Origin of the sequence: Micromonospora sp. NBC_00330 (assembly GCF_036136635.1) — a bacterium.
GTDB classification, from domain to species: Bacteria; Actinomycetota; Actinomycetes; order Mycobacteriales; family Micromonosporaceae; genus Micromonospora; species Micromonospora salmantinae.
Genome location: NZ_CP108012.1, coordinates 6,392,421 through 6,414,356, shown reverse-complemented (window position 1 = coordinate 6,414,356; position 21,936 = coordinate 6,392,421). Strand labels below are relative to the sequence as shown.

Here is a 21,936-nt window from a genome sequence, read left to right as displayed (position 1 = left end):
GGTCGGCGGCGACCCCTGCGGTCGCCGCCGGCCCCGACGGGCAGCTCACAAGGCGGGCGGCCCCGACGGGCAGCTCAGAGAGCGGGCGGCGTCGAATCGAGGCAGATTTCGGCGCGCACCTTGCCGTCGTCCTCGCGCAGTTTCGCGCCACACTTCCGCAACACGGCGACAGCGCCGATGTTGTCCGGGGTCGTCTCGGCCACCACGGCCCGCATGCCCGCCAGAGCGGCGGCGTTCAAAAGTTCCCGTAGGGCCGCCGCGCCGATTCCCTGCCCGCGCGCCGACCGGCCGAGCCACATGCCGGTCTCCACAGTGCGCGGCTCGTCACAGCGCGTCATCCGGACCATGCCCATCACCTCGCCGCCGACGAGGATGGCGTACATCTGCGAACCGGTAGGGCCGTCCAGCCCGCCGAAGCTTGCCCGGTGGAATCCGCGGAACGCCTCGCGACGGGCGAGCGACCAGCCGGCGGGTGCCTCGACTGGGGGCATCACATCACCCGGCTCCGCCTCCGCAGCCGCTACGGAGAGCAACGGCTCCAGGTTCCGTTCGTCCACCGGCTCCAGCCGGACCGCACCCGCCACGTGCCGCAGTCTGCCGCCCTCATCGGCCGAAGTCCACCCCATTGGCCATCCACTGGCGGTCCGGACAGCGGTACCGGCCGGTCGGGCGGCCCGGGTGTTCCACATCACGCTCTGTTGTCACCCGACCGGGTGTCACGGGCCCGAAACGCCTACCCGAACTCGCAGAACACCACCGAGGCGTCGTCGGTGGACTTGTGTCGGCGCAGTCGGTCGGGGTGGTCGCGCTCGGCGTCCCGCACCCGGTCGATCAACGCGCCCGGACCGTCGGCGCTCAGCACATCGAGCAGACCGCCCCAGTCGGTCAGGGCGAACTGCTCCACAGCGCTGGACGCGCCGTCACTGAGCAGCGCGGCCCGCCGTAGCGCCTCCGGACCATGCCGGGGCGCGGTCCCGGTGACCGCGTGGAAGGCCGCGTCCGGGTCGGAGGCCGCCACCCAGTAGCCGTGGGTGCGGTTCATCCGCTCCCGCTGCACGCTCACGGCGTGCCGGAACCGCGTGACCGGGTCCGCCGCGCCGCCCGGTACGACGGCCACCGTCTCCCGCAGCTCCGCCATCGCCGCGTCCAGCCGGTTGTCGGTGACCACGCTGACCCGCCCACCGACGTCGAGGACCAGCGGGCTGTCGCAGAGCACCAGGTAGTCCACCTGGTCGCCGCAGTCCCGCAGGAGGCAGACAGTGCTGGACGGGGTGCCCGGATGGTCGAGGTCGCACTGCCCTTCGTGGTCGGCGCGTACCGCGAGGATGGCAGCGGCCAGGTTGCTGGTCAGCCGGGCGGCCGGGCGCACCGCCTCGGCGACGCCGATCCGGGCCGCCAGGTGCCGGACGTACCACTCGGGCCCGTGCACGCAGCCGGTGTCGAAGCCGTCCGGCACAGTCGCGCCGTCCAGGACACCGACCAGCGGGCCGAACCGGAAGACCACGTCCTCGTTGACCGGCCGACCCGGGGCCGGCGCGGACGCGGAGCGTACCCGCATCACCGGCGCCGGCCCCGGCACACCGATCGGGTCAGCGCTGTCGAAAGTCGTCGACGGCCGCATGCGTCTCTCCCTGCACCTGACCGGCGGCCGAACGGCCCTGGTCGCGTACCGCGGACACGCCCTGCTGGGCGCTGGACCGGACCGACTGCGCCGCCTGCTGCGCAGGCTCCCGCAGGTTGTCCTGCATCTGGTGGCCAACCTGGCTCGCCTGCTCGCGCAGCTCACCGGAGTGCTCAGTCACCATGCTCCGCGCGCGTCCGGCGAGTTGTCGCTCACGTCCGCTCGGCGGGATCAGGGAGGCGGCCAGCAGACCGACTCCGAAGGCGACCAGGCCGGCGGCCATCGGGTTGCCCTGAGCCTGCTCGCGGGAGTGCTGCCCGAGCGAACGGGTTTCGTCGCGTACCGAACCGGCCGCGTGCGACATCCGTTGGCCAGCCTCCTGCCCCAGATGGTTCGAGCTGCCCATCATCTTCTCCTTCGCTCGGGTGAACGCCCCGCGCGCCTGCCCGACGCGGTCACCGGCGATCCGACGCGGGTTGACCTTGTCGGTCAGCGCGTCGACGTCACTGCTCAACTCGTTGCGGGTGGTCTCGATCTCCCGCCGGATTTGATCCGGATCACTGGACATGACCTGTTCCCTTCCGACTCGTTCACCGACCCCGCAGGGCATCCGGCAGCTCTCGGGCGGTCTGCTTCGTCCGGGGCAGAACCGCACGAGCCCGCTTCAGCTGGGTCCGGGCGTTGATGAAGAGACCACCGGCCACGGCGGCCCAGATGACCGCGACGATCAGCGCCGCCCACCCCTGGTCCATCGTGTTGGACAGCCCCCACCAGAGGGCGTACGACACGAAGAGCACCGCCAGGAACCCGGCCAGCCCGGCGCCGCCGAACATACCGCCGGCCTTACCCGCCTGACTGACCTCCTCGCGCAACTCGGCCTTGGCCAGCTCGACCTCCTTGCGCACCAGAGTGGACATGTCCCGGGTCACGTCGCCGATCAGGTCGCCGACGGAGGCCTGGGTCCGTTCCTTCTCCGGGGCGCTCACGGTGCCACCCCGCCGGGCAGGTCCCGCGCTTGTTCACCGGCGGGCGAGACGTTCTGCGGCCGCGCCGTCCCCACGTACGGCTGCTGACCGACGTCCGCCGGTGCACCCTGCCCGGGTGACGGAGCGCCGGACGCGCCTGCACCCTGACCGTTGCCCGAGGCCGGCGCGGTCAGGCCACGGGTGAGCCGCCCGACCAGCAGCCCGGCCACCGCCGCGCCCGCGAGGAACGTCGTCGGATGCTGCCGCGCGTACGTGCGGACCTCGTCGAGCACCTCGCCGGGTTCGCGCTCGTCGAGCCAACCGGCGGCCTGCTGGGCGGCGTCGGCCGCCTTGCGCACCACTTGACCGGCCAGCCCGGAATCGCCGTCCCGTTCGGCCATCGAACTGAGGTTCTGACCCAGGTCGCGCAGGCTTGCAGCGGCTCGCCGTTGCTGCGTCTGCGCCTGATCCCGGAGCTGTCCGGTCGCCTCACCGGTCAACTGCTGGGCCTGTCGCCGCGCCTCTGCGGCCACCTGCCCGCCCTGCTCGGCTGCGGTATGGGCGACCTGTCCGCCGGCCTGCGCGGCCTGCTGGCCGACGCGGGAGGCTTCCTGGCGGGCCTGCTGTCCGGTGCCGCTCTGGTTCGTTGCCGTCATACCCCGCTCCCTTCCTGGGCCCGAGGTCGCGTGCGACCCCGGAACGCCTCCCGCCTACCCGCCAGGTCAGTCCGCATGCGGCTGGGCCGGCTGCCCAACGACCGACCGACGCAGCGATCTTGCACTTTGTGTGCCGACAAAGACCCACAAAAGGTGCGAATCGGCGACAGTAAGTGCGAGATCGCGCGGAACGTGCGCTCAGCGGCGGCGGTTACGGGCGCGCGACGAGCGCAACCGGCGGAGTCGGCTGATCAGCACAGGGTCGGCGGCGAGAGCTGCCGGATTGTCCAGCAGGCCGTTGAGCAGCTGGTAGTACCGGGTCGACGAGATCCCGAAGGTGTCCCGGACGGCCTGCTCCTTGGCGCCGGCGTGCCGCCACCACTGCTGCTCGAAGGCAAGGATGGCCCGCTCCCGTTCGGTCAGCCCCGCCGCCGGGTCAGTGGGCTGCGCCGCCTCGTCGACGGCCGGCGCGTCGGTGGTCTCGATGGGCGGCGCCGGTCGGGGATTCGGGACTGTCGGCCCGGCAGCACCCACTGCCTCACCCGGACGAGCGTCGATGGACGGCTCAGGGGCGGCCGGGGTGGTGTCGGCGGACATGTCTTCCAGCCTAGTCAGCGGCGACCAGGGACGCAGCAAGCGGCGCGGCCGGTCCGTACCGCCGGGAACCCCGACGGCCGGGCCGGCCGCGCCGCGTCACTTCGGTCAGGTCAGGTGATGTCGCGGCGGCGCATCGCCCAGAGCGCCGCCCCGAGGATCACCACCACCCCGACCGAGAGCAGGATGGAGGACTGCTGCCAGGTGATGTCCATCGTGGCCGGCTTGCATTCGCCGTAGTAGGTCGCGTTGCAGGAGTTCCAGTCCTGCAACGTGACCGTCTTCGTCATCCAGGCCAGCGCGTACGTGGGCAGCAGCCATGCCTCGGCGAACCGCACGCTCGCCATGGACAGCAGGATGCCGAGGCCGAACTGGCCGACCACCATCACCGCCACCACGCCACCGAGGGCCATCGCGGTGTGCCGACCGAGCGAGGCGAGGGCGAAGCCGATGGTGGTGAGCACCAACACCAGCACCACGCCGCGTACACCGGTCAGCATGAACGACTGCCAGACCCCCGAGGTCATCTTCTCGGTGCTGCCCCGGAAGTTGGCGACCGCCCAGAACCCGGCAAACCACAGCACCGCGGCAGGAAGCGTCACCGCCAGGATGCCGGTGATCAGCGCGGCCAGCTTGGTGAGCAGTACGGTGAGCCGCTTCGGCCGCCAGAGCAGCAGGTTCATCATGCCGCCGGTGCTCCACTCGGCGCCGACGAAGGAAGCGCCGATGACGAAGCCGACCAGGGCGAGGATCGCCGCGAACGGGATCAGCGTCTCGTCGAACGTCTCCTTGAAGTCGAACGTCGAGGGCAGGAACCACTCGGCCTTGATCTCCTCGCGGGGCGGCGGAGTGATCACCGAGCAGTCGTCCGGGTAGCGGCCGTCGGTCGGCGTGCCAGCCGTCTTGGCCTGCTCACACGCGGCGCGTTCCTGCTCGCTCCAGCGCACCTGCTCCTGGTACTGCTGGTCGGCCTGACGCTCGGCCCGGGCGAGCTGGCTGGCGTCGATCTTCTGGTTGGTGAAGAACACGCCGACCACCACCGCGGCCAGCACCAGCAGGCCGAGCAGTGTCATGTAGCGGGTGAAACGCCGCTTGCTGAGCCGGCGCAGCTCGGTACGAAAGAGGCTCACGCGCCCCACCCTCCTCCGGCGGGACCGGGCTGACCCGTCCCACCGACCTTCATGGACTCGTCGACCTGCCGGTGCTGACCGGGTACCGGCGCGGTGGCGGTCAGTTCGAGGAAGACGCTCTCCAGGTCGACGGCGATCGGCGCCAACTCACTGACGTAGAGGTTCTTCTCGGCGAGCAGCCGGGTCACCGACGCCGGCTTGTCGACGCCGGCCAGCATCAGGTGGTCCGGGTGACCGGTGACGCGGATCCCGGCCTGGGTGAGCGCCTCGGTGGCCACCGGCAGGTCGCTGACCGCCTCCAGCCGGATCCGGACCGCACCGGACGAGTGCTGCGCGAGCACCTCGTCGACCGGGCCGAACGCGACCCGCCGGCCCAGCGAGATGATGGTGACCGAGTCGCAGATCAGCTGGATCTCACCGAGGATGTGGCTGGACAGCACCACAGTCATTCCGGACTCCGCGAGGGTGCGCATCAGCGTGCGCATCTCCCGGATGCCGCCCGGGTCGAGGCCGTTGGCCGGCTCGTCGAGGATGAGCAGCTTCGGGTTCTTCAGCAGGGCCGAGGCCACGGCGAGCCGCTGCTTCATGCCCAACGAGTACGTCTTGACCCGCTCGCCGGACCGGTCGCGCAGCCCGACGAGTTCCAGCACCTCGTCGACCCGGACGGCCGGCACCTCGCCCGCCCCCGCGAGCAGGGACAGCGTGTCCCGGGCCGTGAAGTGCGGAAAGAACTGCGGGCTCTCCACGATTGCGCCGACCTGGCCGGCGACGGTGGGCAGCGCGTCGGGGACCTCGTGTCCGAGCAGCGCCATCCGGCCACCGTCGGGTCGGATCAGGCCGAGCAGGGTACGCAGCGTGGTCGTCTTGCCGGATCCGTTGGGACCCAGGAAGCCGTGCACCTGCCCCGCGTCGACCCGCATGTCGAAGCCGTCGAGCGCGTTGCGGGTGCCGCGTCGACGACTCTTGTACGTCTTACGTAGACCTTCGATCTCCAGGACAGCTGGCAAGCTGCACCTCCCCCGATGGGTGGGCGTGACAGCCGACACCATACGCGGTATGCAGGAGCGCGCAATACGCGGTATGCATCGACGCGCCGATCAGGCTAGTTCATCGACGGAGCGTGACCTCTCAGGCGCAGATGACCTGCACGCCGGCAGCGCGGAACGCGTCCACCACCTCCGGCGCGGCACCGGAGTCGGTCACCAGGGTCTCCACCCGCTCGACCGGGCAGATCCGGGCGAAGGCGTGACCGCCCAGCTTGGACGAGTCCGCGATGATCACCACGCGCTTGGCGCGGGCCACCATCAGGTTGTTCATCGCCGCCTCCCCCTCGTGGTGGGCGGCGGCGCCGAGCTGCGGGTCGATCGCGTCCACGCCGAGCAGGGCGACGTCCAGGGTGACCTCGCGCAGCAGCGCCCCGCCCAGCGGGCCGACCAGCTCGAACGACTTCGGGCGCACCACGCCGCCGGCCACCACTACCTTCATCCGGGATCGGACCAGCAGTTCGTTGGCGATGTTCAGCGCGTTCGTCACCACTGTGAGCTGGGCACCCTCGGCGCTGGTGTTCAGGTCCGGTCGCACGGCGAGCGCCCTCGCCACCTCGGTGCTGGTGGTGCCGCCGTTCAGGCCGACCACTGTGCCCGGCGTGACGAGCGCGGCGGCGGCCGCCCCGATCCGTTGCTTCTCGGCCGAGTGCTTGGCCGTCTTGTAGCGCAGAGGCAGGTCGTACGACACGCCGTTGGCGACCGCGCCACCCCGGGTCCTCGTGATCATCTGCTGCTGCGCGAGCTGGTCGAAGTCACGCCGGATGGTGGCCTGGGAGACGTCCAGCCGCTCGGCTGCCGCCTCGACGCTGACCCGGCCGTTGTCGGTCAGCATTTCGAGCAGGGCGTTCCATCTGGCGTACCGGTCCACCGCGGGGGCCCTCCCAGCAACTGCACGGACGGTGATTGATTGCGTGCACACTAATGCGCGAAACTAGGCTGGCGCAAAAGACTGACCTGCGCGATCGGCCGGCCGGTTGCCATGGTCACCCGCGTTCGCGCAGAATAACGCGCGAAATGCGGGTCTAACGAGCCGTATTGCGCATCGATCGGCCCTGCGAGGAGTTTCCCATGGCGTACGTGGACGCGGAGATCGCGAGCCAACCCGACTGCTGGCGGGAGGCGGCCGGGCTGGCCGAGGTCGTACGCGGTGACCTGCCGCGCCCCGGGGAGCGGGTTGCCGTCGTCGGTTGCGGCACGTCGTGGTTCATGGCGATGGCGTACGCGGCCCGCCGCGAGCAGGCCGGCCAGGGTGAGACCGACGCGTTCCAGGCGTCCGAGTTCCCCGCCGGCCGCCGCTACGACCGGCTGATCGCGATCACCCGTTCCGGCACCACCACCGAGGTCCTGGAGCTGCTCGCCTCGCTGCGCGGACGGACACCCACCACGGTCATCGTCGGTGACCCCGCGTCCCCGGCGGTCGAGCTGGCCACCGCCACCGTGGCCCTGCCCTTCGCCGACGAACGGTCGGTGGTGCAGACCCGCTTCGCGACCACCGCGCTGGCCCTGCTCCGGGCCCAGCTCGGCGACCCGGTGACAGCGCTCGCCGCCGACGCCGAGGTGGCGGTGCGATCCCCGCTGCCGATCGACCCGGCCACCATCGAGCAGGTCACCTTCCTCGGTCGGGGGTGGACGATCGGGCTGGCCCAGGAGGCGGCACTGAAGTGCCGCGAGGCGGCCACCTTCTGGGCCGAGGCGTACCCGGCGATGGACTACCGGCACGGGCCCATCTCGGTCGCCGCGCCGGGCCGGCTGGTCTGGGCGTTCGGTGAGCTGCCCGACGGGCTGCCCGAGGACGTGGCCGCCACCGGCGCGGCCTTCGTGCACAGCCGCACGCACGGCTGGCGCACGGTGTTGGGCAGCTGGTCCGCCGGCCGTACCCCGGTCGATCCGATGGCCGACCTCATCCTGGCCCAGCGCTTCGCTGTCGCGCTGGCCACCAGCCGGGGCCTCGACCCGGACGCGCCCCGCCACCTGACCCGGTCCGTGGTGTTGGCGTGAGCGACAGCGTGGTCGTTGCGCTGGACGTCGGCGGCACCGGCATGAAGTGTGCCCTGGTCCGACCGGACGGCGTCGTGGTGCGCACCGAACGGCACCCCACCGACGCCGCACGCGGCCCGGCCGCCGTGGTCGGCACCATCCTGGAGGTGGCCGCCGGGCTGGCCGACAAGGCCCGCGCCGACGGGCTCACCCCGATCGCTGTCGGCATCGCAGTGCCCGGGGTGGTGGACGAGGCGCGCGGCGTCGCGGTCTGGTCGGCGAACGTGGGCTTCCGGGACGTACCCCTGCGGGACCTGACGGTGCGGCGGCTCGGCCTGCCGACGGCGCTCGGCCACGACGTGCGTGTCGGTGGTCTCGCCGAGGCCCGGCTCGGCGCGGGACGCGGCACCGGGCACGTGCTGTTCGTGGCCATCGGCACCGGCATCGCCGCCGCGCACGTAGTGGACGGCACGGCCGCCGTGGGTGCCCACGGCGCCGCCGGGGAGATCGGCCACATCCTGGTCCGGCCCGACGGTCCCCGCTGCGGCTGCGGCCGCCCGGGCTGCCTGGAGGCGATGGCGTCGGCCGCCGCCATCGGCCGCCGCTACGCCGAACTCGCCGGTGACACCGCGGACGCCCCGGTGACGGCGGCCGAGGTGGCGGAACGGGCCGCGGCCGGCGAACCGCTCGCCGGCCAGGTCTGGCAGGAGGCGATCGAGGCGCTCGCCGATGGCCTCGCCAGCGGGCAGGCGCTGTTCGACGTGGCGACGATCGTGCTCGGTGGCGGTCTGGCCCAGGCCGGGGACCTGCTGCTGACCCCGCTGCGGGCGGCGCTGCACGAACGGATGACCTTCCACCGGGAGCCGCAGCTGGTCGCGGCAGCCCTCGGCGACGAGGCCGGTTGCCTCGGTGCCGCCCTGCTCGCTCTGGACACCGTGGGTGTCCGTGACCATCAGGAGAAGCGATGACCGTACGGGTGAACGGCCGAGTGGTGACCCCGACCGGAGTCGTCCGGCAGGGCTGCGTCGAGTGGGACGGTGATCGGATCACAGCGGTGGCCGAGTATCCGTCGGTGCGCGACGGGCACTGGATCGTGCCCGGCTTCGTCGACATGCACACGCACGGCGGTGGCGGGCATACCTTCACCACCGGTGACGCCGACGAGGCCCGCGCGGCGGCCGACTTCCACCTCGCCCACGGCACGACCACGCTGCTGGCCAGCCTGGTCAGCGCGCCCTTTCCGCTGATGCGTACGGCCACCGAGGCGTTCGCCCCGTTGGTCGAGGAGGGCGTGTTGGCGGGAATCCACTTCGAAGGGCCGTACCTGTCGGCCGCCCGCTGTGGCGCGCAGAACCCGGAGTATCTGCGTGACCCGTCGACCGACGAGCTGACCGAGCTGATCGAGCTGGGTCGGGGCGCGATCCGGATGGTCACCCTCGCCCCGGAGCGCGACGGCGCGCTGGAGGCGATCAAGCTGCTCACCGCGCAGCGGGTGGTGACGGCGGTGGGCCACACCGACGCCACGTACGAGCAGACCCGCGCCGCGGTCGCCGCCGGCGCCAGCGTCGGCACCCACCTGTTCAACGGGATGCGGCCGGTGCACCACCGTGAGCCGGGGCCGGTGGTGGCCCTGCTCGACGCGCCCACGGTGATCTGCGAGCTGGTCGCCGACGGGGTCCACCTGCACGACGGCATGCTGACCTTCGTCACCGCGACCGCCGGCCCGGACCGCGCCGCGCTGATCACCGACGCGATGGCAGCCGCCGGAATGCCCGACGGCGAGTACGAGTTGGGCGGCCAGGCCGTCACCGTCGCCGACGGGGTGGCCCGACTCGCCCGCGACGGCGCAATCGCCGGCAGCACACTGACCATGGACGCCGCGCTGCGGCACGCAGTGAACGCCGGAATCCCGATCGCCGACGCCGCACGGATGGTGGCCACCACCCCGGCGCGGGCCATCGGCCTGGGTGACCGGGTCGGGTCCCTCCAGGTGGGCCTCCGCGCCGACCTGGTGGTGCTCGACGACGACCTCAACGTGGTGCGGGTGCTGCGCGCAGGCTCCTGGGTGGAGTGATCGCCGGGCCCCTCGCGCGCAGGTGGGCGGACGCTCGTTGTCGCCGCGTGGCGCCACCGCCGGCCCCTGTCCGGGGCGGCTCGACAGGCCGCCCAGGGAGCCTTTGGAGCTGAATCGTTTACGACATCAGCCTCGTGCCGACGGGCTCGGCGACCGGACGTGAGCCGATTCGTTTGCGACATCAGCTCCAAAGGACCCCAGCAGTACTCCCAAGGCCACGCGGAGCAGGCGGAGGCCCAGCTCAACCGATGGCGGGGACCTCGACGCCGAGGACGGCCTGCTCGTCGGGGCGGTGCACCAGCACGTCGGACAGGTACGACTGGACCGCGTGGCGCATGCCGACGTCCCGGCCGGCCTGCTCGGAGAGCAGCCACTTGTGCTCGATGATCTGGGCGAACAGCTCCTGCGGCTCCAGCTTGCGGCGCAGGTGCGCGGGGACGGCCCGGACCACCGGCTCGAAGACCTCGGTGAGCCAGCGGTGGGCGGCCTGCTGCTCGTCGATCAGGTCGCTCTCCGCGCGGTAGGCGTCGAGGTCGTTGAGCAGCTTGCGGGCCTGGTTCTCCTCGGCGTCCAGGCCGGTCAGCCGCAGCAGCCGGCGGGTGTGGTAGCCGGCGTCGACGACCTTCGGCCGGACCAGGAACCGCCCGTCGTCGATGGACGACATGGCCACCTCGGCGACGTCGAAGCCCAGCTCGTTGAGGCGGCGGATCCGGCCCTCGATGTCGTGCCGGGCCTCCCGCTCGATCGCCTGTTCATAGGTGATCTCGTGCCAGAGCCGCTCGTAGCGCTGCACGACCTCCTCGCAGACCACCTCCGGGTCGATGGACTCGTGCAGCAGGCCGGCGGCCTGGAGGTCCAGCGCCTCACCGAAGATGTTCACCCGGGCGATCTCCAGGTCCTCGCCACGTTGACCGTTGGAGAGCTTGTTGTGCAGGGCACCCGTCTCCGCGTCCACCAGGTAGGCGGCGAAGGCGCCAGCGTCCCGCCGGAACAGCGTGTTCGACAGCGAGCAGTCGCCCCAGAAGAAGCCGGTCAGGTGCATCCGCACGATCAGGGCGGCGAGCGCGTCGAGCAGCCGGCTCATCGTCTCCGGCCGGAGGGTGTGCGAGAAGAGCGCCCGGTACGGCAGCGAGAACTGGAGGTGCCGCGTGATCAGCACCGATTCGAGGGGTTCCCCGTCCTCGGTCTGCCGGTCGGCGACCACCGCCACCGCCTCGACCGAGGGAAAGTCGATCCGCTCCAAGGCCCGGAGCAGGTCGTACTCCCGCTCGGCAATCCGCTCGCGGGTCTCCTTGAACGCGTACACGTAGTCGCCCAACCGGACGAAACGGACGATGTGCCGGGAGATGCCCTGCGGCAGCGCCACCAGGTGTTGGGCAGGCCACTCCTCCAGCGGTGTCGACCAGGGCAGGTCGAGCAGCGCCGGGTCCACGAGGGCAGACGTGATCCGCACGGGCACAAGCATGACTGGTCGCCCCCCGCATCCGCCCCTGATCGTGGTTGGGCCCACAGCGCCGCACACCCCGGCCTCGCGCCGGGCCGGTAGCGTGGTCGCGTGCTCAAACCCACAGCGGTACGACGTGACCTGCGGCTACGGCCCGTCCGCCCGGCCGGCTGGGGGTTCGACGCGCTCCTGCTTGTCGGTCTGGTCGGGTTGACGGTGGCGCTCGCCGCCGACCAGCTCTTCGGAGTGGACCGGGCGGTCGCCGACTGGGCCGACGGGCACCGACCGGCCGCCGCGTACTGGGTCGCCCGGGTGCTGAACTTCCTCGGCCAGGGCACTCCGCTGACGTTGATCGCCGCCGGGCTGGGCGTGCTGCTGGCCGTCCGGCTGCGGTCGGTACGACCGATCCTGCCTCCGGTGGTCGCGTTCGTGCTGACCAACCTGACGATCGGCCCACTCAAGATCTGGACCGCGCGGGCGGCACCGAGCGCCAGCGTCAAGGAGCCGTTCCTGACGCCCGAGCAGACCCTGCCGTTGTTCCACGACGACCTGCCGGTGCGGTTCGCCCAGTCCTACCCGTCGGGGCACGTCGCCAACGCGATCGTCTGGTACGGGGTCATCGCGCTGATGCTCGTCCCGCTGGCCCGCAGCGTCGGCCGCCAACTCCCGGCCCGGCTCGTCACAGTGATCCGCGTCGTGCCGCCGCTGGTAGTCCTCACCACCACCACCTACCTCGGCTGGCACTGGCTGACCGACTCGGTGGCCGGGCTGCTGCTGGGCCTGCTCCTGGACCGGCTGCTGCACCGGGCACCCTGGGACGGCGTGCCGCTCCCCGGCCGGTTACGCGAGTGGGATCGGCCGTTCACCTCGTACCCCTAGGTTCTGATTCGTGAATCAACTGGCGCGGCGGCTGGGCGTACCCGATGCGGTTGTCATCGGGTTGGGCTCGATGCTGGGCGCGGGCGTCTTCGTGGTCTTCGGCCCGGCGGTGGCGGCGGCCGGCGGTGGCGGCCTGCTGCCCGCGCTGGCGTTGGCCGGCTTCGTCGCCTTCTGCAACGCGACCAGCTCGGCGCGACTCGCGGCCCGTTACCCGGAGTCCGGTGGCACCTACGTCTACGGCCGGGAGCGCCTCGGGCCGTTCGCCGGGTTCCTGGCCGGTTGGGGCTTCGTGGTCGGCAAGACGGCGAGCTGTGCGGCGATGGCGTTGACCGTCGGGGCGTACCTCTGGCCGGGCCAGGCCCGGCTGGTCGCCGTCGGCGCGGTGCTCGCGGTGACCGCCGTGAACCTGCGCGGTATCGGCAAGACCGCCAGCGTGACCAGGGCTTTGGTCGCACTGGTGCTGGCGGTACTGGCACTGGTCACCGTCGTCGGCCTGGTCGGTGGGCCGGTTCACCTGGACGGGCTCGGCGAGCCCGGCGGTTCGGCGCGGGGAGTGCTCACCGCCGCCGGGTTGCTGTTCTTCGCCTTCGCCGGGTACGCCCGGATCGCCACGCTCGGCGAGGAGGTCCGCGACCCGCAGCGGACCATCCCGCGCGCGGTGCCGCTGGCGCTCGGGGTGGTGCTCGTGATCTACCTGGTGCTGGCCGTTGTCACCCTCGGCGTACTCGGCGCCGACCGGCTGGCCGAGTCGACAGCGCCCCTGGTCGACGTGGTGACCGCCGCCGGGCTGCCCGGCCTGGCGTGGGTGGTCCGCGCCGGTGCCACCATCGCTGTCGTCGGGGTGCTGCTGTCCCTGGTCGCCGGGGTCGGCCGGACCACCCTCGCCATGGCCCGCCGCCGTGACCTGCCCGGCGCGCTGGCCGCCGTACACCGGGTGCACCAGGTGCCGCACCGCGCCGAACTGGCGGTCGCCGCCGTGGTGATCGTGGTGGTGCTGCTCGGCGACGTCCGCGACGCGATCGGCTTCTCCAGCTGCACTGTGCTCGTCTACTACGCGATCACCAACGCGGCTGCGCTCACACTGGGCCGGGACCCGGACCGGCGGTTGCCGGTCCGGGCGCTCGCCGGTCTGGGGCTCTTCGGTTGTCTGCTGCTGGCGGTCAACCTGCCGCTGAGCAGCGTTCTCGCCGGCTTCGGTGTGCTCGCCGTCGGTGCCGCCTTCCACGCGCTGCGGGCCCGCCGCTGACAGTGGCCGGCGGCCGCAGTCAGCGGCTCAACCGCTGGTAGCGGCGCACGGCCAGCGGGGCGAACGTCGCGATCAGCAGCACCGGCCACAGCACCGCCAACAGCATCGCGTGCTCCGCCGGCCAGGAGTCGCCACCCAGGCCCGGGTTGCCGAACAGTTCGCGGATCGCCGCCACTGTGGCCGACAAGGGATTCCACTCCGAGATCGTTCCGATGACCGGAGGCATCAGCTCCGGCGACACGAAGACGTTGGAGATCGCGCTCAACGGGAACGCCGCCGGAAAGACGATCACACCGACCGTGTCCGGGTTGCGGACCAGCAACGCCAGGTAGATCCCGACCCAGGTGATCGCGATTCGCAGCAGCAGGAGAAGACCGACGGCGAGCATCGCCTTGCCGACACCCTGTCGCCACTGCCACCCGACGAGGAGGCCACACACCAGGAGGGTGGACATCTCCAGCAGGGCGCGCAGCAGGTCGGCGGCACTGCGACCGGTCATCAGCGCGGACCGTGCCATCGGCATCGACCGGAACCGGTCGACCACGCCCCGGCTGAGGTCCAGCGCCACGCCGGTCGCTGTGGCCCCCAGCCCGTAGAGCATCGTCATCACGAAGACCCCGGGCAGCAGGAACTCGCGGTAGTTGCCGCCACCCGCCACCTGCATGCCGCTGCCGAACACGTACCCGAAGACCAGCACGAACATGATCGGCAGCGAGAAGTAGAGGATCAGCTCCTCCGGCGCGCGGACCACGTGGGTCATGTTCCGCCTGGTCATCGTCCAGCCGTCGGCGATCGCAGTGGTCATGCCGTCTCCACAGTTCGTCCGGCCCCGACGGGCTCGCGGGTGTCGTCCGGGCGGTGCCCGGTCAGGTGCAGGAACGCCTCGTCCAACGTCGCGCGCCGCAGGCCGATGTCCTCGACAGCGATCCCGGCGTCGTCCAGCGCGCGAACCACGTCGACCAGGCCGGCGACCCGATCGACCACCGGCACGCTGAGCCGTCGGACCTCCGGATCGAGCTCGGGCTCGGCACCGCAGATCGGCGCGACGAGACGGGCAGCCTGGCTCAGCTCGACCGCGTCGCGGACCACCACCTCGATCCGGTCGCCGCCGGTCATCGCCTTCAGCTCATCCGGTGAGCCCTCCGCCACCACCCGACCGGCGTCGATCACCGAGATCCGGTCGGCTAGCTGATCGGCCTCCTCCAGGTACTGCGTGGTGAGCAGCACCGTCGTCCCGTCCGCGACCAGACCACGGACCAGATCCCACACCTGGTTGCGGCTGCGCGGGTCCAGGCCGGTCGTCGGCTCGTCCAGGAACAGCACCCTCGGCGTACGGATCAGGCTGGCGGCGAGGTCCAACCGGCGACGCATCCCACCCGAGTACTCACCGGCGGACCGGCTCGCCGCCTCGTCGAGCCCGAACCGTTCCAGCAGCTCACCGGCGCGTCGGCGGGCCTCCCGTCGGCCGAGCCGGAACAGCCGGCCGAACAGCTCCAGGTTCTGCCGGCCGCTGAGGATCTCGTCGACCGCCGCGTACTGCCCGGTCAGCCCGATCCGGGCGCGCACCTCGTCCGGCCGGCGCGCCACGTCGTACCCGGCCACTGTGGCCCTTCCCGTGTCGAAGCGCAGCAGTGTGGTGAGGATCCGTACGGCAGTCGTCTTGCCCGCGCCGTTCGGGCCCAGCAGTCCGTGGACCGTGCCGGGCGGCACGGTCAGGTCGAACGTGTCGAGCGCGCGGGTCGGGCCGTACCGCTTGCCCAGACCCTCGGCGACCACCTCGAATGTCGTCATGCCCCCACGATGCGGCGGGGCGCTGACCGGTCACGCACCGTCCGCTGACGGCGGCGCACCGACCTTCTCCGCCTCGGTGATCTCCTTCAGGACGAGAATGATCTCCGCACGGGCGGCTTCGCCGACGTACCAGCCGGTGAGTCCGCCGGCCAACGCCTCCTCGCAGAACCGCCTCGCGGCGGCCAGGTCTCCGCGCACGCGGGCCACCTGGGCGAGACCGAGCCGGGCGCTGGCCACGAACTCGGGCGCGCCGCTGCGCTGCGCGAGGAGCAGCGCACCGGCGAAGTCGTCGTGCGCCCCCGCGAGGTCATCGGCGCGCAGCCTCGTCTCTCCCCGGGTACGCAGCATGTCGGCCTGGTCGACGGCCGACCCGAGGGCCTCGACCAATCCCATGGCCTCGTCCATGTGGGCGCCTGCGGTCTCCGCGTCGCCCTGCCAGGCGGCCAGTTCACCAAGCGCACCGAGGGTGATCATGGTGCCCCACCGGTCCCCGGTGCCGCGGAAGCCGTCGAGCGCGGTGGTCAGCGCCGCCCTGGCCCGGTCCCGTTGGTCGCTCCACATCAGCGCCGAGCCGCTGCCCATCGCGCCGAGCGCGTTGATCCACGGGTCCGGGCCGACGAGCCGTCGCAGCTCCGCCATCAGCTCGTCGACATCCTCGGCGCCTCCGGACGGCGGCCCGGTCGAAATCCCCGACAGGTACAGCAGGAACGGCTGTCGGGGCGGCCGGTCCAGGCTGCGGATCACGGACCGCTGCGTCCCGAGGGACCGCAGAGGGCCGGAGCCGGCGAGCGAGGCGTTGTAGACGCAGAGGGCGAACTCCTCACCCAGCCCCGGTGGCGCCTCGGTGCCGAGCAGTTCGAGAACGTCGGCGGCGAGCCGCGCCCCCTCCCCGCGCATGCCGCGCAGCCACCAGTAGAACGACAGGGCCGCGACCATTCCGGCCGCGTCGGACGCGTCACCGGCCGCTGTGGCCCGGCGCAACGCCGCGTGCAGGTTGTCCCGCTCGGCGTCCAGCCGTCGCAGCCAGTGCAGCTGCTCCGCGCAGCGGAGGTGGTCGCTGGCGGTCCAGGCGAACTCCAGGAAGTACGCGGTGTGCGCGCGACGCAATTGGTCAGCCTCGCCGGCCTCGGCGAGACGCTCGGCGCAGAAGGCCCGCACCGTTTCGAGCATCCGGTACCGGCCGCCGGTCATCTCCACGAAGGACTTGTCGACCAGACCGGTGAGCGCGTCGACGAACTCGGCGGTGGGCAGGCCGCAGACCCGCTCGGCCGCCTCCAGCGTGGCCCCGCCGGCGAAGACGGTCAGCCGTCGGGCCACTTCCCGTTCGGCGTCGTCGAGCAGATCCCAACTCCACTCGACCACCGCCCGCAGGGTGCGGTGTCGCGGCGACACAGCCCGGTTGCCCGTCGACAACAGCCGGAACCGATCGTCGAGACGGGCGGCCACCTCGGCGACGGACAACGCACGCAGCCGCGCGGCGGCCAACTCGATCGCCAGCGGCAGGCCGTCCAGGCTGCGGCAGATCCGCAGCACCATCTCGACGTTGGCCGGCGTGACGGTGAAGTCGGGCGCGACGTCGGCGGCCCGTTGGGCGAAGAGACCGACCGCCGCGTAGTCGTCGGCGTCCAGCGCGGACGCGCCGAGCGGTGGCACTGTGAGCCCGGACAGCGGACACAGCGCCTCACCGGCCAGCCCGAGCGGCTCCCGACTGGTGGCCAGGACGCGCAACGCCGGGCACGCGCTCAGCAACCGGGCCGCCAGCCGGGCCGCGTCGACGAGGACGTGCTCACAGTTGTCGAGCACCAGCAACAGTCGCCGCTCGGCGAGCGCCTCGACCAACCGGTCGGTGGTCTGCCAGCCCGGCTCGGCCGGTGCGCGCAGGCCCGCGTCGCGCAGGCCGAGCGCGCTCAGCACCGCCTGCGGAACGTCCGAACCGTCGGCCAGCCCGGCCAGCTCGACGAAACGGACCTCCCCGTCGACCCGGCCCGCGGCCTCGATCGCCAGGCGCGTCTTGCCCGCGCCCCCGGGGCCGGTGAGGGTGACGAGCCGGCGCTCGACGAGCAGGTCGCCGACGCGCTTCAGCTCCTCCTCGCGCCCGACGAAGGTGGTGAGTTGACTCGGCAGCACCGGTTCGGCAGACCCGCGTTCCTCACCGCGCAGCACCGCCAGGTGGACCGCGGCCAACTCCGCCGACGGGTCGACGCCGAGTTGCTCGGCCAGCGTGTGCCGGGCGTCCTCGAACTCGGCCAGCGCCTCCGCCGGCCGACCCAGTGCCGCCAGGGCACGCATCAGCTGGCCCCGCGAGCGCTCCCGCAGGGGATGCGCGACGACCAACTCCCGCAACTCCGCGATCAGCGCGCTCTGTGCGCCCAACGCCAGGTCCGCCTCGACCCGATCCTCGATGGCGGCCAACCGCAACTCGTCCAGCCGGGCCGCCTGCGCGGGCGCGCCGGCTGCGCCGACGGCATCGGCCAGGGCGGGACCGCGCCACAGCTCCAGCGCCTCGCGCAACACCGCCGCCGCCCGGGGCCAGTCCCCGTCGACGAGCGCGCGTCGTCCCGCCTCGGCGAGCCGTTCGAACCGGTACGCGTCGACATCGTCGGGGTCCACGGCCAGGCGATAGCCGGCCGGGTGAAACTCGACCGGGTCGTGCCCGGCGGGCAGGGCCTGGCGCAGTCGCGACACCTGGGACTGGAGGGCGTTGGCGGCACCCCGGGGCGGATGCTCCCCGTACAGGCCGTCGATCAGGCGCTCAGCGGAGACCACCCGACCCGCGTCGAGCAGGAGGAGCGCCAGCAGGGCACGCAGCCGCGGACCGCCCACGGGGACCTCTCGCCCGTCGGCCAGTACCACCTGGGTCGGCCCCAGGATGCGGAAACGCATGCCGTCGATTGTCGCTCAGCTCCGGCCGGTTCCGGCTGACCGATCAGCCGTTGACCGCGCGGCGAAGGTCCTTCATCAGCAGCAACAGGTGCATGGGGTCGGTAGGGCTGGCCTCAAACTTCGCCAGCCCCTGATAGAAGTCGCGGGCGGCTTCCGTCTCACAGTGAATGAGCACCGCACGTACGCCGATGACCTCGGAGGCGGCGGCTATCCGCCGCAGTGCGTCGACCACCAGGGCTCGGCCCAGTCCGACGCCCTGGGCGCTGCGGTCGACCCCGAGCCGAGTCAGGATCACCACCGGTTGGTGGTAGCGGCCGGCCCCCTGCTGCAGGCGAGGCGAGGCATCGGCGGGGGCGACGCTGCCGGCAGCCAGGGCGTAGTAGCCGGCCACTCGCTGATCGGGGTGCTCGTTGTCCCGCACCGCGTACACCCGGGACAAGCCCGCCCGATGGGCTTGCAGGGCATGCTCGACCAGCCACACCGATTGCGCGCGGGATCCGCAGTCGAACCCGGTCACCGCGAACTCGGCCGACAGCGGCTCGACCGCCGAGAAGCGGGAACTCACAGTGGCGCACCATCAGTCGGCGGGTCGAGCACCGTCGGGCCGGTCAACAGTTCCCGCAGCCCGGCGACGTCCTGGGCCGGCCCCTGCAACGCCTCGTCGAAGACCCGCCAGGCGTCCTCGTCGAGCAGGAACGCCCGCCGGTCGGCGAGCACATCCGCCGCGGCCTCGGTCGCCGCCTTCAACACGAACGTCGAGACGCTGTCTCCGGCGGCTTGACTGGCCGCCTCCAGCAACGCCTTCTGCTGCTCATCCACCCGCAGGTGCAGCCGCTCCGCCTTCGCACTCACCACCCGAGTGTACGCACAACGTACGCCCCGACAAAGTCGGATCGCCGCTAACACATCGTCGTCCCACGGCAGTTACAGGACACCACCGACCGGAGTTCGTCGAGCAGCGGCGCGAAGCTCAGCGACTGCTGTCCGATCGCCGGCCGGGTCTCCGAGAATTGTGAGAGCCTCGACCTGCCGCCGCAGCTCAACCTGGACTGACGGCGACCCAAGCAGAGCCTCACGGTCATCGGCGTGAAGCACCTCAAGGTCCTGCTCCCGAGCCGAGAGCTCGTCGACCGCCGCATATGCCCGCTCGGCGGTGTAGACGGCGTAAGTGACGTCATCGCTGCCCAGCAGCTCGATCAGGTAGACGAGCGAAGCGACCGCATCCTCCGCCTGAGGTGCCCAGTCATTCCAGTCATCCTCTGAGGGCAGCAGCTCCTTCACTGCGTCCGGCGAGGGCAACTCGGGATGGTGCACGGCCGGCTGATTACCTGCCAAGGCCGACCAGACAGCATCGACGCTGGCCCGGACGAGGTCAGCGTCACCGACCTGGTCCGGTTCGCTGAACTTTGTGTAGGACGGCACCAGAACCTCGACGCAACTAACCGCGAACGCAACACGCTGCCACGGTTCCAGTGCGGTAAGGACCGTGCGCAGCCGCTGACCGTCGAAGCTCTCGGTAGACGCTGCTCCAGCTTCAGGACGACGAGTGGGCTCAGTCTCCTTGCCCAAGGAACACCTCCGCGTCGAATGGTCGGCTGCGCCGGGGGTGTCAGTTCACCTCGCCGTTCCCGTCATGTCGGCGGGTCAGCTCGAAGTCGTCCGGTGGGCCGCCAGCGATTGTCGAGGAGGCGCCCCCGGCTGGCGCAACGGGGTGCGCCACGCCGGCCCCCGGGTCCGTCTGGCCCGGCACCGCGGGAGACGCCGCCGCTGGGGTGTGCACCCCGCCGTGGACCGCCCCGGCCGGCCGGGGGACCGGGATCGGGTGGGCCGGTGGGGCGCAGTGCCGCGTCAGCCAGTCCAACCCTCGCCGCCGGGCGACGACTGTCAGCCGGTCACCGGCGAAGATCACCTGCCTGGGATCCAGGTCCTTCCACCAGATGGTCTTGGCGCCGCCCGCCGGGGTGCGGGCGATCAGCCGGACCTGCCCGTCCCGGTTGACCACACCCAGTGGTCGGCCGTCCAGCTCGGAGCCGGCGGCGACCGGCACCTCGGCGACCGGCAACGCGTGCCGGTCGACCGGGATGGTGGTGATCACGGCGCGTTCGGTGAGCGCCCCGATGAAGGCCGGGGCGGCCAGGTAGGAGACCGAGCGGGACACGCCGAGCGCGAAGGTCTCCTCCACCCGTTCGGCGAAGTCGCCGTCGAAGAGCCGAAGCACCACGCGCAGGTCGGCGCGGAGGTCGCGGGCAGCGAGCGCCGCCTCCAGGTTGGCCACGTCGTCGGTGGACGCCACCACCAGCGCCTGGCAGTCGGCCACCGAGGCGGCGACCAGCGTCTCCGGCAACGCGGCGTCGCCGACGATCAGCGGCACCTCCAGTTGGCGGGCCAGGGCGGCGCCGCGCGGCTCCGGATCCTTGTCGATCGCCACCACCTCGACGTCGTACTCGCGTAGCTGCGCCATCACCCGGGTGCCGACGTTGCCCAGGCCGATCACCACCACGTGCCCGACCCGCGGGGGTTGCAGGCGGCCGGTGTGCAGGGCCAGCCGGGCGTTGACGATGCCGTCCACCACGACGGCGGTGATCAGTGGGATCAGCGCCAACCCGGCCAGGTTGAGCACCACCTGCATGATCTGGGCGTCCGCCGCCTTGGTGGTGTCCGGGTCGGCGCCGCTGAGCGTGGTGACCAGCGTCAGGTACAGCGCCTCCAGCGGAGAGACGTCCTCGGCTCGGGAGATCAGCGCCCCCAGCACCGCGATCAGCGCGAGCACCGCCATCACCGCAATGCCGATCTTGCGGGTGGCGAAGCCACGTACGGCCCCCAGCACCACAGCGACCGGACGACGCCGCCGACGTGCCCGGACCAACCGGCGGGCGGCGACCTCGGTGCCCGGTGGTTGACCGGTCGCCTCGGCGAGCACCAGGTCGGCGCCGGCCTGCTCGGCCGGCAGCAGCTCCACACCCTGCGTCTCGCTGAGGTGCGCCAACGCGCAGACCACGTCCTGCGGTCGGACGTCGGCCCGACGCGCCACCCGCAGCGTCTTGTCCCGATGTTGGAAGGAACTCGGGTCGACCTCGTTGAGCGCGGCAGCCACGAAGGCCGGCGCGGCCATCTCGGCGTCGGAGAGCACCTCGACCGGGGCCTTGAGCAGCTTGCGTACGCCGTCGGCGAGGGTGCCGTTGAACATCCGCAGCACCTGGCGGACCCGCTGGTCGACAGCCTGGGCGCAGAGCGCGGCGTGCAGGTTGCCCACGTCGTCCTGGTGCAACAGGGCCAGCCCGGTCGCGCCGGCCAGACCGGCGGCCTCGAAGGTGGCCACGTCCAGCCGGTCCGAGCGGACCACCCGGACGCCGCGCAGCCCGGCCACGTCCGGCCCGTTGCTGCGGTAACGCTCCGGCACCACGACCGTCACCCGGGCGCCACCGGCCGGTAGCTCGGATTCGAGCATCGCCCGGGCCACGTAGTAGGCGAGCGCGTCCTTGCCACAGATCACGTAGTGCGGGCGCGGATCACCGACGGACCGCAGCCGCCAGTTCCACTCGACCGCCCGTCGCGCCCGGTCCCGCCACGGCTCCGCCATGCCCGGATCGTAATCAGCACGGCCACGGTGGGCGACCCCGTCCGGATCAT

22 protein-coding genes are annotated in these 21,936 nt (G+C 72.0%); 5 read left to right on the top strand and 17 right to left on the bottom strand.

The annotated features are described in order from the left end of the window. Positions 1–74 precede the first annotated feature (74 nt). From OG598_RS29235 to OG598_RS29195, 9 genes are all read right to left on the bottom strand, one after another. Positions 75–584, bottom strand: a complete 510-nt coding sequence (locus OG598_RS29235; RefSeq protein WP_328651939.1) for a GNAT family N-acetyltransferase — start codon at positions 582–584, stop codon at positions 75–77. Between the two features lie 149 nt (positions 585–733). Beyond that, positions 734–1,621, bottom strand: a complete 888-nt coding sequence (locus OG598_RS29230; protein WP_328651938.1) for a hypothetical protein — start codon at positions 1,619–1,621, stop codon at positions 734–736. Further along, complete coding sequence (locus OG598_RS29225; RefSeq protein ID WP_328651937.1) at positions 1,590–2,189, bottom strand: DUF3618 domain-containing protein; 600 nt, start codon at positions 2,187–2,189, stop codon at positions 1,590–1,592. Before OG598_RS29225 ends, OG598_RS29230 begins: the two co-directional genes overlap by 32 nt. Before the next feature lie 22 nt (positions 2,190–2,211). Beyond that, on the bottom strand, positions 2,212–2,607 hold the full coding sequence (locus OG598_RS29220; protein WP_328651936.1) for a phage holin family protein: 396 nt from the start codon (positions 2,605–2,607) through the stop codon (positions 2,212–2,214). After that, a complete protein-coding gene (locus OG598_RS29215) occupies positions 2,604–3,242 on the bottom strand; it encodes a hypothetical protein (protein ID WP_328651935.1) in 639 nt (212 codons plus the stop codon). Before OG598_RS29215 ends, OG598_RS29220 begins: the two co-directional genes overlap by 4 nt. Positions 3,243–3,440: 198 nt before the next feature. Next, positions 3,441–3,839 (bottom strand): DUF3263 domain-containing protein, encoded by a 399-nt coding sequence (locus OG598_RS29210; protein WP_328651934.1) that lies wholly within the window; start codon positions 3,837–3,839, stop codon positions 3,441–3,443. Between the two features lie 110 nt (positions 3,840–3,949). Then, entirely contained in the window at positions 3,950–4,966 is a 1,017-nt protein-coding gene (locus OG598_RS29205) for an ABC transporter permease subunit (protein ID WP_328651933.1), read from the bottom strand. Then, positions 4,963–5,973: an ABC transporter ATP-binding protein gene (locus tag OG598_RS29200; protein WP_091403013.1), complete on the bottom strand. Its 1,011-nt coding sequence runs from the start codon at positions 5,971–5,973 to the stop codon at positions 4,963–4,965. The genes OG598_RS29205 and OG598_RS29200 overlap by 4 nt, the downstream gene beginning before the upstream one ends. 121 nt (positions 5,974–6,094) lie before the next feature. Further along, positions 6,095–6,880, bottom strand: a complete 786-nt coding sequence (locus OG598_RS29195; protein WP_091403015.1) for a DeoR/GlpR family DNA-binding transcription regulator — start codon at positions 6,878–6,880, stop codon at positions 6,095–6,097. 200 nt (positions 6,881–7,080) lie between these two features. On the opposite strand from OG598_RS29195, the gene OG598_RS29190 reads away from it, so the two are divergent. From OG598_RS29190 to nagA, 3 genes are read left to right on the top strand one after another with little or no spacing between them, the layout of a single operon-like run. Next, positions 7,081–8,010 carry an SIS domain-containing protein gene (locus OG598_RS29190; protein WP_328651932.1) on the top strand — a complete coding sequence of 310 codons (930 nt, stop codon included), beginning with the start codon at positions 7,081–7,083 and terminating at the stop codon, positions 8,008–8,010. Beyond that, complete coding sequence (locus OG598_RS29185) at positions 8,007–8,957, top strand: ROK family protein (protein ID WP_328651931.1); 951 nt, start codon at positions 8,007–8,009, stop codon at positions 8,955–8,957. The genes OG598_RS29190 and OG598_RS29185 overlap by 4 nt, the downstream gene beginning before the upstream one ends. After that, a complete protein-coding gene (gene nagA / locus OG598_RS29180; RefSeq protein ID WP_328651930.1) occupies positions 8,954–10,063 on the top strand; it encodes an N-acetylglucosamine-6-phosphate deacetylase in 1,110 nt (369 codons plus the stop codon). Before OG598_RS29185 ends, nagA begins: the two co-directional genes overlap by 4 nt. 241 nt (positions 10,064–10,304) lie before the next feature. Here nagA and OG598_RS29175 read toward each other — a convergent pair whose 3' ends face one another. After that, positions 10,305–11,528, bottom strand: a complete 1,224-nt coding sequence (locus OG598_RS29175) for a DUF4032 domain-containing protein (RefSeq protein ID WP_328651929.1) — start codon at positions 11,526–11,528, stop codon at positions 10,305–10,307. Positions 11,529–11,648: 120 nt separating this feature from the next. Between OG598_RS29175 and OG598_RS29170 the strand changes: the two genes are divergently transcribed. Together OG598_RS29170 and OG598_RS29165 are read left to right on the top strand one after the other, a co-directional pair. Continuing rightward, positions 11,649–12,386, top strand: a complete 738-nt coding sequence (locus OG598_RS29170; RefSeq protein ID WP_328655470.1) for a phosphatase PAP2 family protein — start codon at positions 11,649–11,651, stop codon at positions 12,384–12,386. 10 nt (positions 12,387–12,396) lie between these two features. Then, positions 12,397–13,632 (top strand): APC family permease, encoded by a 1,236-nt coding sequence (locus OG598_RS29165; protein ID WP_328651928.1) that lies wholly within the window; start codon positions 12,397–12,399, stop codon positions 13,630–13,632. 19 nt (positions 13,633–13,651) lie between these two features. Here the strand turns inward: OG598_RS29165 and OG598_RS29160 are convergent, their stop codons facing one another. The 7 genes from OG598_RS29160 to OG598_RS29130 all read right to left on the bottom strand — a co-directional run bounded on the left by OG598_RS29160 (position 13,652) and on the right by OG598_RS29130 (position 21,886). Beyond that, a complete protein-coding gene (locus tag OG598_RS29160) occupies positions 13,652–14,437 on the bottom strand; it encodes an ABC transporter permease (RefSeq protein WP_328651927.1) in 786 nt (261 codons plus the stop codon). Beyond that, the gene (locus OG598_RS29155) at positions 14,434–15,423 is read right to left on the bottom strand and encodes an ATP-binding cassette domain-containing protein (RefSeq protein WP_328651926.1); all 990 of its coding nucleotides are present in this window, start codon (positions 15,421–15,423) and stop codon (positions 14,434–14,436) included. The genes OG598_RS29160 and OG598_RS29155 overlap by 4 nt, the downstream gene beginning before the upstream one ends. 30 nt (positions 15,424–15,453) lie before the next feature. Further along, the gene (locus OG598_RS29150; RefSeq protein ID WP_328651925.1) at positions 15,454–18,306 is read right to left on the bottom strand and encodes a BTAD domain-containing putative transcriptional regulator; all 2,853 of its coding nucleotides are present in this window, start codon (positions 18,304–18,306) and stop codon (positions 15,454–15,456) included. Between the two features lie 43 nt (positions 18,307–18,349). After that, positions 18,350–18,871: a GNAT family N-acetyltransferase gene (locus OG598_RS29145; protein ID WP_328651924.1), complete on the bottom strand. Its 522-nt coding sequence runs from the start codon at positions 18,869–18,871 to the stop codon at positions 18,350–18,352. Beyond that, the gene (locus tag OG598_RS29140; protein WP_238683057.1) at positions 18,868–19,158 is read right to left on the bottom strand and encodes a type II toxin-antitoxin system TacA family antitoxin; all 291 of its coding nucleotides are present in this window, start codon (positions 19,156–19,158) and stop codon (positions 18,868–18,870) included. Before OG598_RS29140 ends, OG598_RS29145 begins: the two co-directional genes overlap by 4 nt. Positions 19,159–19,230: 72 nt before the next feature. Then, the gene (locus tag OG598_RS29135; RefSeq protein ID WP_328651923.1) at positions 19,231–19,875 is read right to left on the bottom strand and encodes a DUF416 family protein; all 645 of its coding nucleotides are present in this window, start codon (positions 19,873–19,875) and stop codon (positions 19,231–19,233) included. Between the two features lie 40 nt (positions 19,876–19,915). Further along, positions 19,916–21,886, bottom strand: a complete 1,971-nt coding sequence (locus OG598_RS29130; protein WP_328651922.1) for a potassium channel family protein — start codon at positions 21,884–21,886, stop codon at positions 19,916–19,918. Positions 21,887–21,936: the final 50 nt, after the last annotated feature.

Excerpts from the sequence above, each read along its gene's own strand:
- OG598_RS29130 (WP_328651922.1), bottom strand. The coding sequence starts at position 21,886 with ATGGCGGAGCCGTGGCGGGACCGGGCGCGACGGGCGGTCGAGTGGAAC.
- OG598_RS29225 (WP_328651937.1), bottom strand. The coding sequence starts at position 2,189 with ATGTCCAGTGATCCGGATCAAATCCGGCGGGAGATCGAGACCACCCGC.
- OG598_RS29190 (WP_328651932.1), top strand. The coding sequence starts at position 7,081 with ATGGCGTACGTGGACGCGGAGATCGCGAGCCAACCCGACTGCTGGCGG.
- nagA (WP_328651930.1), top strand. The coding sequence starts at position 8,954 with ATGACCGTACGGGTGAACGGCCGAGTGGTGACCCCGACCGGAGTCGTC.
- OG598_RS29215 (WP_328651935.1), bottom strand. The coding sequence starts at position 3,242 with ATGACGGCAACGAACCAGAGCGGCACCGGACAGCAGGCCCGCCAGGAA.
- OG598_RS29160 (WP_328651927.1), bottom strand. The coding sequence starts at position 14,437 with ATGACCACTGCGATCGCCGACGGCTGGACGATGACCAGGCGGAACATG.
- OG598_RS29155 (WP_328651926.1), bottom strand. The coding sequence starts at position 15,423 with ATGACGACATTCGAGGTGGTCGCCGAGGGTCTGGGCAAGCGGTACGGC.
- OG598_RS29150 (WP_328651925.1), bottom strand. The coding sequence starts at position 18,306 with ATGCGTTTCCGCATCCTGGGGCCGACCCAGGTGGTACTGGCCGACGGG.
- OG598_RS29210 (WP_328651934.1), bottom strand. The coding sequence starts at position 3,839 with ATGTCCGCCGACACCACCCCGGCCGCCCCTGAGCCGTCCATCGACGCT.
- OG598_RS29175 (WP_328651929.1), bottom strand. The coding sequence starts at position 11,528 with ATGCTTGTGCCCGTGCGGATCACGTCTGCCCTCGTGGACCCGGCGCTG.
- OG598_RS29230 (WP_328651938.1), bottom strand. The coding sequence starts at position 1,621 with ATGCGGCCGTCGACGACTTTCGACAGCGCTGACCCGATCGGTGTGCCG.